This is a genomic window from Rahnella sp. WP5 (assembly GCF_000745615.1).
Lineage (GTDB): Bacteria > Pseudomonadota > Gammaproteobacteria > Enterobacterales > Enterobacteriaceae > Rahnella > Rahnella aceris.
This window is the reverse complement of record NZ_KN050720.1, coordinates 247186-266005: the sequence shown is the minus strand read 5'-3', so window position 1 is coordinate 266005 and position 18820 is coordinate 247186. Positions and strand designations below refer to the sequence as shown.

The 18820-nt window shown below is 44.2% G+C and carries 18 protein-coding genes; 8 read left to right on the top strand and 10 right to left on the bottom strand.

Annotated elements, in window-relative coordinates; all coding sequences use genetic code 11:
- Window positions 1-7 precede the first annotated feature (7 nt).
- Window positions 8-1153 carry an MFS transporter gene (locus tag EX31_RS18475; RefSeq protein WP_037036058.1) on the top strand — a complete coding sequence of 382 codons (1146 nt, stop codon included), beginning with the start codon at window positions 8-10 and terminating at the stop codon, window positions 1151-1153.
- A 106-nt stretch (window positions 1154-1259) separates the two neighbouring features.
- Here the strand turns inward: EX31_RS18475 and pflA are convergent, their stop codons facing one another.
- The 3 genes from pflA to EX31_RS18460 all read right to left on the bottom strand — a co-directional run bounded on the left by pflA (window position 1260) and on the right by EX31_RS18460 (window position 3486).
- Entirely contained in the window at window positions 1260-2000 is a 741-nt protein-coding gene (pflA, locus tag EX31_RS18470) for a pyruvate formate lyase 1-activating protein (protein WP_015689580.1), read from the bottom strand.
- Between the two features lie 97 nt (window positions 2001-2097).
- Window positions 2098-3084 (bottom strand): phage integrase, encoded by a 987-nt coding sequence (locus EX31_RS18465; RefSeq protein WP_015689581.1) that lies wholly within the window; start codon window positions 3082-3084, stop codon window positions 2098-2100.
- 102 nt (window positions 3085-3186) lie between these two features.
- Window positions 3187-3486, bottom strand: coding sequence for a helix-turn-helix transcriptional regulator (locus tag EX31_RS18460; protein ID WP_015696620.1), 300 nt, complete (start codon window positions 3484-3486; stop codon window positions 3187-3189).
- Window positions 3487-3586: 100 nt separating this feature from the next.
- Between EX31_RS18460 and EX31_RS18455 the strand changes: the two genes are divergently transcribed.
- The 5 genes from EX31_RS18455 (at window position 3587) to EX31_RS18435 (ending at window position 5441) form a co-directional block, all read left to right on the top strand.
- A complete protein-coding gene (locus EX31_RS18455; protein ID WP_037036055.1) occupies window positions 3587-3958 on the top strand; it encodes a Cox family DNA-binding protein in 372 nt (123 codons plus the stop codon).
- A gap of 178 nt (window positions 3959-4136) precedes the next feature.
- Entirely contained in the window at window positions 4137-4637 is a 501-nt protein-coding gene (locus EX31_RS18450) for a hypothetical protein (RefSeq protein WP_013574791.1), read from the top strand.
- 59 nt (window positions 4638-4696) lie between these two features.
- Window positions 4697-4939 (top strand): DUF2732 domain-containing protein, encoded by a 243-nt coding sequence (locus EX31_RS18445; protein WP_037036054.1) that lies wholly within the window; start codon window positions 4697-4699, stop codon window positions 4937-4939.
- On the top strand, window positions 4939-5157 hold the full coding sequence (locus EX31_RS18440) for a TraR/DksA family transcriptional regulator (protein ID WP_037036053.1): 219 nt from the start codon (window positions 4939-4941) through the stop codon (window positions 5155-5157). The genes EX31_RS18445 and EX31_RS18440 overlap by 1 nt, the downstream gene beginning before the upstream one ends.
- A 2-nt stretch (window positions 5158-5159) precedes the next feature.
- Window positions 5160-5441: a DUF5405 family protein gene (locus EX31_RS18435; RefSeq protein ID WP_037036052.1), complete on the top strand. Its 282-nt coding sequence runs from the start codon at window positions 5160-5162 to the stop codon at window positions 5439-5441.
- A 206-nt stretch (window positions 5442-5647) separates the two neighbouring features.
- Here the strand turns inward: EX31_RS18435 and EX31_RS18430 are convergent, their stop codons facing one another.
- Entirely contained in the window at window positions 5648-5905 is a 258-nt protein-coding gene (locus EX31_RS18430; RefSeq protein WP_037036051.1) for a hypothetical protein, read from the bottom strand.
- A gap of 44 nt (window positions 5906-5949) precedes the next feature.
- Between EX31_RS18430 and EX31_RS18425 the strand changes: the two genes are divergently transcribed.
- Window positions 5950-8019, top strand: coding sequence for a replication endonuclease (locus tag EX31_RS18425; RefSeq protein WP_231576081.1), 2070 nt, complete (start codon window positions 5950-5952; stop codon window positions 8017-8019).
- A gap of 264 nt (window positions 8020-8283) precedes the next feature.
- On the opposite strand, the gene EX31_RS18420 is transcribed toward EX31_RS18425, so the two are convergent.
- From EX31_RS18420 to EX31_RS18395, 6 genes are all read right to left on the bottom strand, one after another.
- Window positions 8284-9111, bottom strand: a complete 828-nt coding sequence (locus EX31_RS18420) for a hypothetical protein (protein ID WP_037036050.1) — start codon at window positions 9109-9111, stop codon at window positions 8284-8286.
- Window positions 9095-9433: a hypothetical protein gene (locus EX31_RS26450; protein WP_231576080.1), complete on the bottom strand. Its 339-nt coding sequence runs from the start codon at window positions 9431-9433 to the stop codon at window positions 9095-9097. Before EX31_RS26450 ends, EX31_RS18420 begins: the two co-directional genes overlap by 17 nt.
- 18 nt (window positions 9434-9451) lie before the next feature.
- The gene (locus tag EX31_RS18410; RefSeq protein ID WP_037036048.1) at window positions 9452-10810 is read right to left on the bottom strand and encodes a hypothetical protein; all 1359 of its coding nucleotides are present in this window, start codon (window positions 10808-10810) and stop codon (window positions 9452-9454) included.
- Window positions 10811-11327: 517 nt separating this feature from the next.
- Entirely contained in the window at window positions 11328-14600 is a 3273-nt protein-coding gene (locus EX31_RS18405) for a P-loop NTPase fold protein (RefSeq protein WP_051931104.1), read from the bottom strand.
- A 392-nt stretch (window positions 14601-14992) separates the two neighbouring features.
- Window positions 14993-16006, bottom strand: a complete 1014-nt coding sequence (locus tag EX31_RS18400) for a phage portal protein (protein ID WP_037036046.1) — start codon at window positions 16004-16006, stop codon at window positions 14993-14995.
- Window position 16007: 1 nt separating this feature from the next.
- Window positions 16008-17780: a terminase ATPase subunit family protein gene (locus tag EX31_RS18395; RefSeq protein WP_037036045.1), complete on the bottom strand. Its 1773-nt coding sequence runs from the start codon at window positions 17778-17780 to the stop codon at window positions 16008-16010.
- A 164-nt stretch (window positions 17781-17944) separates the two neighbouring features.
- Between EX31_RS18395 and EX31_RS18390 the strand changes: the two genes are divergently transcribed.
- The gene (locus EX31_RS18390; protein ID WP_015689591.1) at window positions 17945-18790 is read left to right on the top strand and encodes a GPO family capsid scaffolding protein; all 846 of its coding nucleotides are present in this window, start codon (window positions 17945-17947) and stop codon (window positions 18788-18790) included.
- Window positions 18791-18820 lie beyond the last annotated feature (30 nt).

Genomic DNA, 18820 nt, shown 5'->3' with positions numbered 1-18820 from the left:
CCGCCCTATGTCCGCCTATTCCCGTCCTGTTTCTCTGCTCCTGTGCGGACTTCTGTTGTTGACGATTTCTATCGCCGTTTTAAACACATTGGTCCCTTTGTGGCTCAGTCATGAGCAACTTCCAACCTGGCAGGTCGGACTCGTCAGTTCGTCCTATTTTACCGGTAATCTGCTGGGTACTTTGCTTGCGGGCGGCCTGATTAAACGTATTGGTTTTAACCGCAGTTACTACCTTTCCTGCATCCTGTTTGCTGTCGCGACCGCAGGTCTGGCACTTTCAATAAGTTTCTGGAGTTGGGTGACGGCGCGATTCGTTGCAGGCATCGGCTGCGCATTGATCTGGGTAGTGGTGGAAAGTGCGTTGCTACGCAGCGGAACCGTCAGAAACCGCGGCCAGTTACTGGCAGCGTATATGATCATGTATTACATCGGCACTGTGGTTGGGCAGCTTCTGGTGGGTACGGTGCCGACGGCAATTTTAAGTGTACTGCCGTGGGTGACAGCGCTGATTGTCATTGCAATGCTGCCATTGTTATTAACGCATATTGAGAACCAGGAAAGCGGGCAGCCGCGTCATGCGGTAATGCCGATGTTCAGACGCCGTAATGCACGGCTGGGGATTAACGGCTGTATTATTTCCGGCATCGTTCTGGGATCTTTATACGGCCTGATGCCTTTGTTCCTGACGCATCAGGGAATGAGCGATGCAGATGTAGGTTACTGGATGGCATTGCTGGTCAGCGCCGGGATTATCGGGCAATGGCCGGTAGGGCGTTTGGCTGACCGTTATGGCCGTCTGATGGTTCTGCGCATTCAGATCTTCGCCGTTATCCTTGGCAGCATTGCGATGCTCAGTGGCTATGCGATGGCTCCGACGCTGTTTATTCTGGGCTGTGCTGGTTTCACGCTGTATCCGGTCGCTATGTCCTGGGCTTGCGAAAAAGTCAACGCAGAGGAGTTGGTGGCGATGAACCAGGCATTACTGATGAGTTACACCATCGGTAGCCTCGCCGGGCCGACAATGACCGCGATGCTAATGCAGAGTTATTCCGACCGTCTGTTGTTCGTGATGATTGCGGTGGTTTCGCTGGTGTATCTGGTGATGCTGATGCGCAAAGCGGATCATACGCATAATCCTGTAGCGACTGCTTAATCCTTTTTCATAATTAAAGCCGCAACCCCAATGATTTTGGGTATGTTCTGAGCCATAAAGCAAAAAAGACGCCATTTGGCGTCTTTTTTATGAGCATATCAGACTGTTAATAAATAACTTTATGCCCGTAACTGGCAAGAATATTTTTCACTCTTTCCATGATCTCTTTGGTGGGTGGATTTACGCCATCCAGACCGTATTTCTCACCCATTGCCGTCCATTTGTGTTTGCCCAACTCATGGTATGGCAGCAGTTCGATCTTCTCGATGTTGGTCATATCTTTGGTGAACTCACCCAGCTTATGCGCGGAGTCATCATCATCAGACCAGCCCGGCACCACGACATAACGGATCCAGGTGCGCTGATTACGTTTTGCCAGATAGCGGGCAAAGTCCAGAGTGCGGTGGTTGGACACGCCCACCAGATTCTGGTGAATGTCATCATTCATCTGCTTGAGATCAAGCATGACCAGATCAGAGACATCCAATAATTCGTCGATCACCGGATCATAACGGCGGACAAAACCGTTGGTGTCCAGGCAAGTGTTGATCCCTTCTTTCTGGCAGGCGCGGAACCAGTCACGCACAAACTCTGCCTGAAGAATGGCTTCGCCACCAGAGGCTGTTACACCACCGCCGGAAGCATTCATGAAGTGACGATACGTCACGACTTCTTTCATTAAATCATCAACATTGATCTCTTTTCCGCCATGTGTATCCCAGGTATCGCGGTTGTGGCAATACATGCAACGCATCAGGCAACCCTGGAAGAAAACAATGAAACGGATACCTGGGCCGTCAACGGTGCCACAGGATTCATATGAGTGGATGCGACCTTGAACGGACATGTGACCCTCTGACTCGGTGGTGCTTTCCGTGGAAATACAATCAGTTAAGTTACTCATAAAGTTTCACTTAGTCCTAAATAGTGCAGATTCGTGGACATTATATGGACACTCCGTTAAGTGGGTTTAATGAGACTGCATCCTGCAAAAAGTCCGGTGCAAAGTGCGCATAAACCATGGTCTGTTGTACGGTGGAATGCCCTAAAATTCGCTGTAGTGTAATAATATTACCTCCATTCATCATAAAATGCGTGGCGAATGTGTGCCGCAGAACATGGACAGCCTGTCCGGCGGGTAGGTCTGGCTTCATAGTTCGCAGTGTGTTCCGCACCGTGTCGTAATTGGGCGTAAACAGTTTCCCGGTACTACGTTTTTTCACCATTTTAACCAAGCCCTCTGACAGCGGTATTGTTCTGCGTCTACCATTCTTCGTTTTCATGAATGTCAGCATGCAGTTAATAATGTGCTCAGCTTTAAGATCTGCAACTTCACTCCAGCGACCACCGGTGGCCAGACAAAGCAGCACAGCGTTGCGGTTGTCTCCTTCCAGCATATCGAGCAACTGCGTGATTTCTTCAGTAGAAAGAAACGCCATTTCTGGCTCAGCCTCTTTAAGCTTTTTCACGCCTCTGAAAGGATGCTCACTGTGATATTCATTGGCATCAATCAGCTTGGTAAACATGCCGCTGAATATAGCCTGATGACGGTTCACGCTGGCTGGTTTCAAGCCTTCATTCATCATCTTGACCCGATAATCCGTTATAGCTTTCTTGGTTATCTGGTCAGCTCTGGTCACCCCGATTTCAGCAAACTTAATCATGATTGCTGAAAGCCTGCCTTTTTCTATCAGACCTCGGTTATGGTGCTTACCGTGGTATAGCCACCACAATTCCAGCAAATCAGTCAGTTTGCGGCGGTCTGCCGGTTTCTCTAACCACTCTTTATTATGGTAGTTAACCAGCACATGACGCTCATAAATCTGAGCCTCACCTTTCGTATTAAATTTACGCCGGATTCGTCTTCCCTCGGAACCCTGCGGCCTTACGTCCACTTCATATCGACCATCATCGAGCTTCTTAATTGACATAGCGAAGCCCTCCAATGGTTACAACTTTGTTCGGTACTGTCTGTTTGTGGCTGTAACAGTCGGCCACTGTACAAAAATCACATATTTGTGCGGCGTATATGGTCAGCCAGTCTTTTGGTCTGAGTGGGATGAGGTTGGATTTTCTGGCCCAAAGTGTGCGAGTGCCGGCGCAATTTGGCCGGAAGCTGGGTCGGTTTCGTCAAACATGAACCAATCGCGATACTTGCGAAAACGCGGGTGTTTAAAGAACTTCATCCCCGCTTCCATAGACATTTTCGACTTACCAGATTCATAGCCATGGTAAGTCACATAATTTAATCCAACTAATTCAGCGGCTTCCTTAACTTTTAGTCGTTCAGACTCACGGATCAGCTTTAGCTTTTCTGACTGTTCAGTTGACATAAAATATCAGATCTCTTATTTTATAAGCATTGAGATACCCGGTAAGACATTAGATAGGTCTAAATAGTGTCAGATCGGAAAGGAAATAGGAGAATACCAAATGAATACGAAAGCTAAAACATCAGACCAGTCGAATGATGACGAACTTTTAGGGGAAAGCGGCGGTATCGTTAAACGTAAACCTGTCAGTTTGTCTGAGAAACCGGGCAATCTTCTTTCAAAAGAAGGATTCGCTCTGTATGTAGGTAAAACTCCGGCGGCGATCGTAGCGATGGCAAAAGCTGGAAAACTCCCAGCTTTTTACATGGCTGATCCACTAAAGCCTGGAGGACATGCAGAGTTATGGATTAGCCGTAAAGAGTGGGACAAGTTTGCTGATCAGCTTGTTGAAGATGCACCGGCAGAGTGGCACGGATGGAAAGACCGTATTAGTGCAAGTAAGCCTTGCCGTGGACGCGGCCGCGCAGCATAGAAGAGGCCAGTTATATGCAAAACCCAATCTCTTTAGCACCACTGCTCTGGAATCATCAAACCGCACGTCCCATGAATAATTCAATTACACATGGGAAAGGCCGCAAAGGAATCATTATCTGCTCACGCCGTTCTATGCGCGCGGTAGCAGTAAAACGGTTTTTATCATGGGGGAAGAAATGACAGTAATCACTGCGGCTATCGTAATGAATCAGCCTGCCGGGCTTCGCGCTGCTGTTGGTGAGCGCCTTGCGCCTGCTCGCTGGCAAACCTCGTGTGATTTCTATAACAAGATGAGCGAACGTGAACGTCTGACCATCTGTTTTCATGCTCAGTTAAGACAACGGCATTCAGTTATGAAATTGCAGGAAATGAACGATTGCGATCGTGAGCGTATTGTCTGCGCAATTGATGAGCTCCGGGCTGCTTTTGCAAAATATCGTAGTTTCAGGATCACCAAGTCATGTTTTATCGGACGTTTAAATATTAGCGAACGTCGCACTTTATATTTTCATGCAGGATTAACGGAAGAAGAATTCAGCCAGCCATATTGGCGAATCGATGACGAAACCTGCTCATGGAGAGAGGCTTTATTCCGGGCACTACGGGAATTATTTAGCCTGTTCGAAAATGCGCCGACTGTATTAACGTCGGTTCGCCCCGAAACTTACCTCCACTAATTAACCATTTTTAATTCTGCGCTTGATTGCGTAGGGAATCTCTTTGTCTGGAGCCAGAGATGAGCTTAACAGTTGGTCAGGAAATGAGAAATAAAGCAGACAGCGAAGCAACGAATTGGATGTTAAATCAGGCACGAAATCAGGCTAAGGCTGATGCAGCAATCACCTTTTCCTCGCATCTGGATTCGCTAATTAGTCACGCGATTCAAGAGCAATTAGACAGGGTTCAAATTCTTGAATTACTCGGACAAGAGTCCATCCGTTTTCACAACGAAGGTTTAGAAAATAAAGGGGTGATGTAATGCCAGATTTAATGGATTCCGTGCAGGAAAGAAATCTCGAAATTTTGACTCATCAGGTAGCTGCACATCGTATTCATAGCAATGGGGTATCGGCCTCAGTGTGTGAAGACTGCGACCAGCCAATCCCTGCGGAGCGGCGCGCTGCATTTCCCGGTGTCGTGCGTTGTGTGCCATGCCAAGAAATCACCGAACAACAGAAAAAACATTTCAGGAGCTAAGCATGATTCGAATTTCCGTAGGAGACAACTGGGTTGTAACAAGTGATCGTTATCAGTTCATTTTGAACAAAAAGAAAGTGGTTCTTTCTGGTGAGAAGAAAGGGCAGGAGTATTTAGAGGCAACAGCATATTACGCCAGGATTGACCAGTTAGTGAAAGGCTTGGTGCATTTCCATATCAGAGATTCGGATGTGATAACTCTCGCGGAGCTGGCTTGTACGATAGAGGAAATCGGAAATGCTTGTCATAACGCCATTATGCATTCTATTAGAGATAAAGCTTAATGATTAATAAATGCATCTCTTTTAAAAACCACAAGAAATCACTGATTGTTTTGGAAAGTAATATTTTTCAAATATATCCATCGATTAGCGATGATAACGTATCGCATATCATTTTGAAAAATGGTCATTACTTTCGAGCTGAAACTATCCAAGAAGTATTCATTGATTTGAACGGCCTCTACACGGAGGCCGTCACTATGGTTTCGTCAGAGGATCATGTCCGATGAAGCTTCTGCCATCGCTTTATTCAGATAGATATTCAACTGACGACGGAATTCGTGATGGTCGTCGCTCTGTGGCGGGTACTTGGCCAGTTCCCCCTGAGTAACACGTCTGAACGTGCTGAATTCTTGCAACGAAGTAACACCCAATTCACTCATTAACCCAAGTATTAAAGCCCTTTGAACTGATAGTGAAAGCGTGAGTTCCTCGACTTGTTGTTTAAGTTCGTGAATTTCATCCATATCCATTTTTCCTCCAAAGCTATTGAATAGGCTCAAATAATATCATGAATTATGTTAGGGGGCGTATTGCCCCATCTCCTCCTCCAAAATTTGATACTGCCGACAAACCTCTTTTTGTCGGCGCATACCCTTGGAATGCTCCCCGCCCAGCAATCTCAAAAGAAAGACCTCTTACCCGTGATGAATTCCATCAGGGGCAAGATGCCTTACGTAAAATCCAGGCGCTGCCATTTTTTCTAAGTGGCATTTTCTTTGGCCGGTATGAATACCTAAAAGAAAGCACGGGGTTACTGGCTGCTCACCGCTATCTCATCAACGTTTTTATGCCACGCATTTGGCCACGTATCGAAGTCGTGCAGGCTAAATATGAGCTGATTTTAAATGGTCGAACTAACGAAATATTTACCGATGAAGCCGAGAGCTACCGCCAGCTAGCGGGTATGAATGACAAAACACTGAAACGTCTTGCTATGCAAATTTCATCCCGGCTGTTCACAGAATATGAAGAGCAGAGCGATCGGCTTCTTAGTCAGCACAACGGGGTTCAAGCCAAGTTATTCACCGATAGCGCACAGCAGAAAATTTATGGTGAGGTTGCCGGTGCTGCCCGCGTTTTTAATATCACTCCAATGCACTGGCAAAAATACTGTAAACGCAAACTGGATATGCGCTCAGCATTCTCCAGTGTCGCGCGGCTGGTGAATGATGAGTGGTGGATTCGGCAGTTAAAAGCGCAGCGCACGCAGTGGCGCGAATCTCTTCTGATCGCTGTAGGGGAGGTGAGTCTTCAGAAGTCTGGTTATGCCAGCAAGCAGGCCATTCGTGATGTCCGGGCTCGTCGTTTGGCGAATATGGAATATCTCAAATCCTGCGATTTAGAAAACATCGAAACCGGCGAGCGCATAGATCTCATTGATAAGGTGATGGGAAGTATCTCTAATCCTGAAATCCGTCGTATGGAGCTGATGAGCACCATTGCCGGGATTGAAAAGTATGCCGCCAGTGCTGGGCATGTCGGCATGTTTATTACCATCACCACGCCTTCCAAATATCACCCAACACGTCAGGTCGGGAAGAAAGAGAAACGCCAAGTTAATTTTAACCACAAGTGGGATGAGTTGGCATTTTCCCCCAAAGACGGCCAGCGTTATCTGGTAAAAATCTGGAGTAAAATGCGCACGGCGTTTAAAGATGCCGGTGTCAGGGTTTACGGTATGCGAGTTGTGGAGCCGCACCATGATGCTACACCTCACTGGCACATGATGCTTTTTTGCGAGCGCACGCAGCGTCAGGCGGCTGTCGATATCATGCGCCGTTATGCCCTGAAAGAAGATGGTCAAGAGCGCGGTGCGGAAAAGCAACGTTTCCAGTGCAAGCATATGAACAAAGGCGGTGCGGCAGGCTATATCGCCAAATACATCGCTAAGAATATTGATGGTTATGCGCTCGATGGTGAGCTGGATAACGATACGGGCAAGCCGCTATCAGAAACTGCCGCCGCGGTTACTGCATGGGCCTCTACGTGGCGTATTCCGCAATTTAAGTCTATTGGTGTTCCCACGATGGGAGCCTATCGCGAACTGCGCAGATTGCCGCGCGGCGTGAGTATTGCCAGCGAGTTTGACGAACTTGTCGAAGCTGCCAGAGCAGCAGCCGACGGCGGTGATTTTGCCGCATATATATCAGCTCAGGGCGGAGCGAATGTACCCCGCGACGAGCAGACGGTCAGAACTGCCCGCCAAGTGATTGATGAGCTGAACGAGTACGACGAAGAGATTCAGAAAATCATCGGCGTTTATGCCCCTCATCTTGGCACCGACCTCATCCACGAAACCCGTACAACAAAATGGCGCATTGTCACCAAGGCAGTTGAAGTTGCCGTTCATCCTTTGAATTTAATAAGCGCCTCCGGCGCGCCTCGGAGTCCTGTCAATAACTGTGGAGTGGTTCAGAAATGGCTCGGACAAGAGGTGCTTCCTACACCTCGTGAACACGCCATGGCGGTGATGAAACTAATTCAAAATGGATATATCGACTGGGACGACCCCGATGTTGTCAAGGTATTGCGAGACAACCTGAAGAGCCAAGACTTAGAATGTTCAACAAATATTTAATCTTTAGAAAGCCGATGCACTTAGACTTTAAACCAGCATGAATGAGTAGCAAGAAGAGAAAAGGGCGAAAATAAAGTATTTTCTTCGTTAATTAACATTTTTTTGTGGATTTTGGGAGGTGTTTGAAATGATGTTTTTTATATTAAGAACGTTAGAGGGGCTAGAAGAAGGGGTAAATAGACAGCTTCTATCATTTTATATAAAAATAAGTAATTATCTCCGGTGGAGATTTTGAATATTATTTTTTGGTTATTCTTGAGTTTATTAACCAATGGATTTATGAATAAATATTAGTTTTGCAATAAATTTTATATGAAAATCAGATATATCTTTTTGCCTTCTTTCTCTTAGTGCATTCTGATTATTATCCACATTGTTTTCGAAATCATCGCATATTGTCTGGAGTTCATCAATTTTTTCTTCGAGATCAGGGTAGCATTCGAATAAGTAAAGAGAATCCCTTAACTCTCCAAGTTTTGGCAATAATGACGATTCAAAGCTTAAATTGAAATCGTTTTCATCTAGGTCTAAGCTGCTTTTAAACACATTACATACATCAAAAGCGAGATCACTTATTTTAGGCATAATGACTTCGCGCAACCAGAATCCTTCGTTTATCGATTCTGTACGTTCTTTCTTGTGTTGCCAGTAAGGTATGCCGCATGAAAGAATTAGCGCGAATATGGATATAATTATTGAGACCCATTCAGGGCCTCCCTCAGGGATATTAACTAAGTTATATATTTCACTTGGCCGGTTAGGTTCACCAGTATTCAGTGTTTTATTGTTTAATGAATAATGTCCCAACGCATTATTTGAATTTTTATTTTCTGCTAAATAATGGTAATTAAAATTTTCATAATAATCTTTACATATTTTCAATGTATTTTGTGCAGGGTTTAAACAAAACCCCTCATTTTTTTTAAAAAATGAACTATTGTTTTTTTCAAGAGGAATAACATTATCAAAATTTAGTTTCGAGTTGGAATTATCTGACATCGCCGCAAAGGAACATCCGGTAAGAACCCCAAAAAAAATGGCAGAGAAAACTGCCATTTTTGTAAGGGAACGAATGTTAGAAGAAAGGTTCATTTCTGTGAAGGCCTCTTTTAACGGCTCGATCGAATTCTGCCAACATACCCTCTTGGTAGGATTTTCCATCTAGTTTCGTTCTTTTGTATAAATCTTTAGGCGATGAAAACTTAGGTAAAATCTTTTCAAGAAGACCTAAAAAATACGAGCTTGAAACAACAACGCCGTCTGGAATGGACAGGGATAAGGTATCGTCGCTTTCTACATTGAAAAGATTGACTTCGAAGTAATCATAGGCTGTCTTACCATTTGCTCTACCTGCGAACAGTTTTTTGTTACTGCCTACAACTAATTTATTGAAATCTATAGTAATATTCGACATTTTCATTTCACCTATCCCTCAAGTTCTTTGCGTTTTCTGAAGCGGGAAACGTATATTTATCATAACGCCGGGGAATCGAGCTTTCTTCATCTCTTTAAGATAAGCTCTGTCCGGCTCCTTTTCAAGGGTTTGATCGTTGAAAGGGTACGTATAAAATTCACTCTCCCCATCCATTGTGAGACGTCTTTGTAACTTATAAGTTCCATCAAAACTGATATGAGTAGAACCTGAAATAAGAGACATTCTCGGTTTTTCCTCATTTACCCCTCTAATCCTTTCTAAGTTATCATGCATGTCCTGAAAGAACTTCAACAATTCAATTGTGCCAGTGCCTGAACTATCAAAATCATGCTCATTCATGCAACTACATCTTCCTTGCAAAGCTGCAACAGTAGTAAGACCTTCTGAAAACATGCCTCTTTTACCAATATGCTTGTTGACATATTTTTTTACATGTTCATTCAATGAATAGTGGTCTGGTGGAAGACCTTCAAAACTCTCGAATATAGTATTACCAAAGTTGAATATCGTGAGCTCACATACGGGGTTTCTTAACTTATTGTTTACATATCCACGAACATACCATCTTGATCTTTGTGGGGTACCGCAGTGTCGTTCGGCATTATCTAACATTTCACCCATGCAGGAGGTAAGATGGTCCGCTGCAGTCTCATTTAATTCAAGTTCATGATCGCCTAGGCAATCATTTATATAACCTGTAAAGTTTTCAGCTGTAAGATTTTTCTTATCCCTTGCAAAAGCTGAAGCATCTTCTTTACCTATGCTTTCAGACTTAAAAATTCTCTGTTTAGGGTTATTAACTTTTATTGAGAGATCTTTAATTTTACCGGGTGTCGCCTCGTCCATCTCTTTAACGAGTCCAATGTCTCTTATAATCTCTAAATATTGCTCTTTTTTTGGATATATTCCATTTAATTGAATGTTTGTTTCCGAAAAGTTAGGGTTGTTTTTCCTTGCTTCGATCAATGATACGCCAAGCAAGCACTCAGCGCCTAAACAATACTTTTTCGCACCACTATAATCGAGTGTTATTGATCTTTGTTTACCACGACATACTAGTTTTGTTGCTGAGTGAATGAATAGTAAAGCGCCCTCAGGATCATCGTAGAAATTGAATGTTTTTGGGATTTTAATTTTATTTCCATCAACGAATCTACCATCAACTCCTTTGAGTTTTGAAATTTTTTCAATATAAGTTACTGTTGGATTTGTAATGGGAGTGCTTTCATTCTCGAATGAAAGCCGAGTTGGATTAGAAGAGTGGTTTCTGACTTTTTTTCTTCTGCTGACTTCAAATAGGTATTTATTCCAATCCCTTACAAACCTTTCTCTTCCATCGCGGCTTTTCTTTTTCACATATCCCTCGCTTTGTAGTATCGAAAAAAAGCTACATTTACATGTAGTTAATGGTAAAAATGACTCAAAATTGAGTTAAAGAATTCTCGCGGATTTTATATGATATTTTCATCCTCTGCCAGAGCGTTTTAGTGCATCTTTTCTTGTCAAAGGCTGATGCATGAACGTGCATTTATGTGCGTGAAGAGTTTGCCTTTGATTATCTTCATTAAGTTGGGCGCTCAAGCGGCTTATCCTGCTTAATGCAACTGCATTAAAATCAACATACGAAGCGCGCAGGCGTGGCGGGGATAGCATTGCGCGCAAGGTCATTTTTAGGATCTGGGCTATATCTATAACACTCAGGTTTGTGGGACGAGCTCAGCTAGGTGTAGCTGCCTGAGGATTTGGTAATAGCCGCTAAGTAAAATAAGCAGCCATCACCAATTTTGAAACAGTTACTTGAGGAAAGATTATTGTAGCTATAGTGAGATTGTAGGCTCCATATTGTAATTTTTCATGAAGCCTGTTTTTGTGGCTATTCCTCAGTGTTTTTATTTTTTATTCTATTTTTAATAAAAACAGATTTATCACAAAGTGTCGGAAAGTCGATTTGATGGTCAATAACGTAACTTGCTACGGTATCGCTATCTTCCGCATTCCATTTATTCAAGTGAAAACTCTGTCGATCTAACCAACATCTTAAAATATCATCATCTTTTGATACCTGAAATAAAGCGGCAATGGCACGGCGTTCCTTTGTGTGCTCAGGTTCAATGAAGTTAATTTCGTTGCCAAAATCATGAATAAGGGAAGTTCTCCTTTCAATAACAGTATCCCTTTCATAAATGATATCTTCTAAGTCTTTTATAACTTCTTTCTTTTTCTCTTCATTCAATAACTCCCATAACAAATGAACGTTTTTAGAGTCTTGAATCAGTGCCAGACTAGAGTTCCGATACCAGTCAGAAAATGCGTGAGTTTCAGAAAATTCCAAATGAATATTATCCTCTTTCATCTGAATTAAAATTAGCTCAATGTTACTATCTATCTTGTTAAAAAATTCATGTAATTCTTCAGTTGTAATCAATGTGCCTTTGACTAACTCAATAAATCTATTATAAGAATTTTTAAGTAAGTTAGATGAAATAATATCCTTTATATAAACAGAACTCAGTTCCTTAAAATCTAATAATTTCAGGTTTTCAATGAACCAAGATTCTGTGCTGACTACTAGTTGTAATAAATTTAATTCAGGAGCGTAATATTTAAGTAAGTGGTAGTGTGTTTTACCAAAGATTATTGGATTCATTCTTGCTATTTTGTGGCTGTTGAAAATTATTTTTATAGCACCAATGACAATAGGCGCAACGTCCGTTCTTTCAACAGAGGACATGACAACATCGAAACTAGTGAAATAAACAAAATACTCACTAAGTAGTTTTGCAAACTCATTATTTTCTGCATATTCAGTAAAGGATGGTAAATCAGTATAAGTTTTGATAGCAACCATGTGAGCCATTTTTTGGGCAGCAAACTCTACCGGGTAAATACTTAGCATATTACTTTGATGTGCATAATAAGATATTAAATTAGTTGAATGCCACTCAGAGTTGAAAATTATGCATCTGAAGGTTTTGTATTCAGTGAAAGGCCTCCTTTGTTTTAACATCTGGAGCGATTCAAATACCGAAGTAGGTAGGTTTTGAGATTTATTCTCTACAATTCGGCTTGTGGCGCTATTATCGAGTTTAATATGACGAATAACTTCGGGTGCAAAGATATCACCGGCCACTTCGTTATCAAGAAGATATCTGAGCATTTCTTCTATTCCATCATCTGCCAGAACGATATCATTCACGCATAAACTTTCAAAAGCAGAGTTGTTTCTCATTAAAAACCGAACATAAAACTCTCCATTTAAATACTGGTTGATTTCATCCAATGCATTAGTTTTAAACATATTTGAATAAATATTTGCCTCTTTAAGTAAACTCAGTGTTTCTGTCATATCATGATTTTCATTTGTCTGTGCATTATTTAAATCACTAATAATAAACCCCCATTGTCTTTCCATAAAAGGGCTTTTCAACAGATATCCTTCGTTAAATAACTTATTGATGGCTAGACTAAACTCACCGGAGTATTTTTCACGTGAATGGAGAGCATAACGAGCATCCATCAGTAATACACTTTGTTGTAATTCTGGTATTACAGATTTCAACATATTGTCAGGGAGACTAGAAACAGCAATAAACCAATTATATATATTAAACTTATTGGAGCACCTTTCCCATGCAGTCTGGAATCCCCAAAATCCTATGAGTTCAATAAGCTTGTTGCTATTATTAGTATTGACGGCATCAATAAGGGGCGTATCCATTAATTCACTGCGTGCTAAAGAAATACCCGTCTGGTAATGGACGCTCATTAAGTATTCGCTCCAGCGATTTGTATCATTATTAAAAACTTTGGCTAACTGTGTGGACGTCGATTTCAATTTGTCGTCCAGTACTGGTTCTTGGCTTAGCATATCCGAATTTCCCCCATCTGTTTCCGTTGGTGCCCGGAGAAGAGTACGAATATTAATTCCACCGTATCTGACGACTAGGATATACAGGGCGATTAAAATATGACGATAGGGTTCTTCTTTAGGTGCTGTAAGCGCAAGGATATGTATGTCGTTAACCAGCTTTTTCATTAGGCGAGGTGTGATTTGAGGATATTCTTCAGGTCGCCACCGTTCTAATAGTTGTGCAGTTTCATGACAGGACATGTCCTCAACACGCGACACGGTTTCCTTCCAAAGTGATGAAAATGCTGACTGCCAACCGGCTGAAATCAGAGGAGGGACACTGAAGCTGACTGGTATTCTTTTTGCTATAAACTCCTGCCCACTATGTCCTTCAACTGCAAGAGACTTGGCTACCTGCCGAGCTGAATAAGGGACAACGATCCTGAATTGCTCATGAGTGACGCCGGCAATAAGCTCCATGTCACTCCAGAGTTCTTTAACCTTATCACCGCTTATGCGATCGAGGTTGTCAATTATCAATATAAACCGGCATTCTTCAGTGAAGGTTTCTTTTTTTGTGAACCCCTCCAAGGCTTCGGTCAATTCAATCGTACCAACTTCTCTGCTGACCATCCATTTTTCGGATATAGTGTCCGTGCTGTTTCTTTTGAACAGATCACCGATACTAATAAATGCTTCAGTGAGTGTTCCTTTTTTATTTCGATACCTTCTTACACAGGCTAGTATTAATAATACCAATGTAGGAGATAATAAGCCTAATGCTTCGAAAATTATTACCCATATACTAAGCATTTTTTTGGGGTCAACGGGTTGCAGATATTGATTTATATCAACAATGAAATAACGGATGGTTTGTACAGAAAGTAAAGTACAGAGTATAAAGGTAATTGTCCACCAACTAATTCGGCTGTTCACTTTTTTTTCATATTCAACAACATTTCCCAGTGCTTTATCTCTGTAGTTTTCAAGTTCTTTTTTATTCACACCAGAAACGTCAGACATTCCCTTAAATATAATTTCGATTAAGGATTTTTTAGTCGAACCATAATGATATCTCTCTGCATCAAAGGTAATGAATTTAAATTCACCTTCAAGCTTGTTCACTAGAAATTTAATTATCGTCGATTTTCCCGTGCCAAGTTCCCCTTCAAGTCCAATAATACTTATATCAGTGTTCTTGATGATCTCTGCCATTTTTATCGCGACAGCTTCATGACTCTTCCCTTCGAAGATATCACTATCAGAAGGGTTTGCTGTTTGTAATATAAGATCCATTGCCACTCCTTGAGGAAAATATTTATTCCGAGAAAAATTGAATAGATTGGGGTTGTTTGTTGAGTGCTGAGCCAAAGTGAGCATGCTTAACATACGCCAGTCTAATGTAAATGTCTTCTTTCAGATCACGATTTTAATGTGTTATGCCACTTCTCAAGTCAGATTGTTCTTTTAGTTTTACGCCTCAATGGTAAACATTCTTCGGATAGTTATACCTAATCTAGATGTTACTATGCCATTTTCACCACTTTTAACAGAAAGATGCTGCTAGCTTAATTGGGCTGTCAAATTTTGTTTTTTTCAGCTCAGAACAAAGTCGAAACTGGTTGAATGTCATTTTGGTACTAAGAAAAAACCGCTATTGTTCATGCGGTTTTTTCTCAGAGTGCATTTTAAAGCCCGTAATCAGTAAACCTGACCACCTCCTTTCCAACCCACTCGTTTATCTCCTTCATGCGTTCCTGCAAAGGAACCAGCTCATTACGCACAAATACTTTTGCCGCTTTCTCAACGTCACCAAAGCCGCCGGTGTTGTTCGGGATAATGCCCATCATCTGCGGCGGTACGCGGTGTGCGCTTAGCAGGTCGTCGCGGGTTGCGTTCTTGATGTTAAAGAAATCATCTTTGGTCGCCACTTCGCTGAGGGGAATGATTTTGATCGCATCCGATTTTCCGCCGGGTGCGTGATAGAAAATATTTTTAAAATTCCCTGACCCTTTGGATTTGGTCATCATGTTGCGCAGTGCAGTCACGTCCTGAGAATTTTGCGCCGGGTCAGTCACGTACATGACATAGCCCGCGTGAGCGCCGTTGAGGAAATATTTCCGACGGTACAGTGTCGCTGACTCATTGAGCCACGCACTGTTTAATGCGCTGAGGTATTCCGGCAGGCCGTACAGTTCCTGATTAATGTCCGGCTCTTGCAAATGAAAAACGTCCCCCTGACCAAAGGCGTGGGGGCTTATATAATTCTCCACGAACCAGTAAACATTTTCCTCAACACCCCGGCGCGTGTACTTGGCCGGTGACGTCTCCAGTTTGAGAAGCTGCCCGGTCACGCTCAGGCGTTTTTCGATGAACGCATTTCCAAAAACAATGTAGTCCAGCGCGTAGCGGCTGAATTGCTGCTGAGAAAGCAGTGGGTGAGGGATGAATGTACTCGCCAGAATATTACGCTTAACGTACATCGGCGAACTGTGGTGAACGGCGGCGCGGAAGCTTTTAGCCAACCCAGAGAAAGTGACCGGAGGCTCGTACCATTTCCCGTTGCTGAGGCATTCCAGATAATTAAGAATATCGCGGCGATCCATCACCGTGGCCGGTTCGTCAAAGCGGAAAATCTCACTTTTCTGTGCGTCGGATTGTGGCGTCAGTTTTTTATTGATGCGGTTTTTTTTACGGGTCATATCAGAACATCACCAAGGTGGATTTTATTTGTTTGCCGGAGGCTGCGGTCAGCGGCTCGTTAATCAGAACGTGCATCGTTGCCCACGCGACGTCGGCGTGGCTGGCTTCTTCGCTGCGGCTCGCGCGGTAGGTGGATTTCGCACCGCTGGCCGTCATGGTTTTCTGAATGGCCATGAATGAGGCTGTGATGTCGGTATGGCCAGCGTCGTATTGCAGGCAGCCGCGATGGATGGTGTTTTTCGCTTTCAGCACCATTTCAGTTTTCACTTCCGGCGTGTATTTGATTTCACGCGCCGCCGGGTAAAACTGCCTGACGAGCTGATAAACGCCCTGACCTACGGTGGTGGCATCGATACCGATGTATTCAACGTTATATTTTTCTGTCAGTGCCTCGATGGCTTTTGCCTGCGCATCAAAATCCATACCCTGCCACTGGTGACGTTCCAGAATGCGGAAAATGCCGCCCGGCTGATCGGGCGGGGCAATGACCACGCATCCGGCGCTGTCGCCGCCGTTCGCTTCCGACGGGTCGTAACCAATCCACACCGGATTGTCATCGAATGGGTGAAATACGTAGGGATTAAAGTCCGGCCACTCTTCGAGACTGTCCACCATGCAGCCCTGCAACTCCTCAAACGGGAATACCGAGGACTTATCATCGACAAATTCACACATCAGTAGGTTCTGATATTCAGACGGGCTGTATTCGAGCGAAAGCTGGTTGATATCGAACAGATCGCAGCCGCCGGACAGCGCATCTTCCACGGTGACAATTTGCCGCCACTGGCCGTCGGCACATTCCACACCGGCGGCTAAATGGCTGTGGCTGAGGTCGAGCTGAATTCGCTGGTCTTTATGCCGACGCCCTTTATTAAATAACTCACCTGACCAGAACGGATAGGCGCTGTGGGCTAGGCTCGACGGCGTGGAGAAATAGGTGGTACGCCATTTTTTATGCAGTGACATCCCGGAGGCCACTTTGCGCAGCTCCTGAAATTTGGGGATCCAGAAATATTCATCCAGATAAAGATTGCCGGTGTAGCTCTGCGCGGTGCGAATATTTGTTCCGAGAAAGAACAGGCGCGCCCCGTTTGAAAGCTGCATCGGGTCGCCTTTTAGGTCTACGTCAACCTGACGGGCAAAGTCGATGATGTAATTTTTAAAGACATGCGCTTGTGATTTACTGGCCGAGATAAATATCTGATTACGTCCGGTGGTCAGCGCATCAAGTAGTGCCTCGCGGGCAAAAAAGAAGGTCGCGCCAATCTGGCGAGATTTGAGAATATTGCGGATGCGGTGCTGTAAACCCGCCTGATGCCAGCCGCGCTGATACTCAAATGCCTCATCGAGAAAAATGTCACTGAGTTTGGCGATAGCGTCATCCGTGAAAACGTTTTTCTCCGCCTTTTTTCGCTCCCCTTTGTTGCGGTTCGCCACGTTCGGATTTAAATCAGCTTCGCTGCCGGTGGACATGTAGCGGTTAACCCTTGCGAGGCGCTCAATCTGTCGGCCCAGTAGGTCGATTTCTTTAAAATCCTGCCCCTCTTTTTTTGTTTTCATTACCAACTGACTCAGCCGCGCCTCAATGCTGTTTTCAATACGGGAAATTGGCGCGATGTCATCCCATTTCTCTCGTTGTTTCCAGCTTTGCACCGTCGGTTTTTTCAAGTTCAGCATTTCCGCAATTTGGGTCACGGAAAAACCCTGCCAGTAGAACAGTGCCGCCTGTCTGCGAGGGTCGTTGATTATTCCAGTGTTGTTATTTTCGGTCATGTCATCGCTCCGTTGTATCAATGACTGCAACGCTACGCATCGGGCTACAACCCCGCATTAACCCCCTGTTGTGTAATGGATCGTCAGACGGCCACCGCTGGCCGTGCGGGCGTCAGGTCGGGAAACTAGCCCCGAACCTAACTCCCACTCAGGACATCTGAACAATGGCAAAGAAAGTATCGAAATGGTTTCGAATCGGCGTTGAGGGTGATACCTGCGACGGCCGCAATATTGAGGCAAGCGACATTCAGCAAATGGCCGCAGCGTTTGATCCGCGCGTCTACGGTTGCCGCATCAATCTGGAGCACATCAGAGGCTTATTACCCAGCGGTGACTTTAAGCGTCTCGGTGACGTCGTCGAACTGAAAGGCGAGAAAATTGATGATGATTCAGCCCTGAAAGGTAAGTGGGCGCTGTTTGCCAAAATCACCCCGACTGACGAGCTGGCCGCAATGGTCAAAGCGGGGCAGAAAATTTATACCTCCATGGAAATTCGCCCGAATTTCGCCAACACCGGTAAAGCGTATCTGGTCGGTCTGGCCGTGACTGATGACCCCGCCAGCCTTGGAACGGAAATGCTCGAATTCAGCGCCCGCGCTAAGGTCAACCCGTTTGCCGGTAAGAAAGACCAGCCGGATGATTTGTTCTCCGTGGCCACCATTGCCGAGCTGGATTTCGAAGATCTGCCTGACAACCTGCTTACCAGCCTGACTGAAAAGATCAAAGGGATGTTCAGCACCAAACAGACCAGCGATGACGCACGTTTTTCTGATGTGCAGGGCGCGATCACGGTCGTGGCCGAGGAATTACAAATCGCCGGTGAAACCACCGCAAAACGCTTCTCTGAACTGGAGCAGGAAATTACCGCGCTGAAAGGGCAGGTGAAAACCAGCGATGCGGCGCTTAGCTCGTTAAAAACCTCCCTCGATAGCACCGAAAGTTTCAAACAACCGAAACGCCCGGTCTCTCCGGGTGGCAACGGTGAAAGCACCTTTTTGACGAACTGCTAACCGGCGGCGTTCCCCCTTTATTCCTGATAA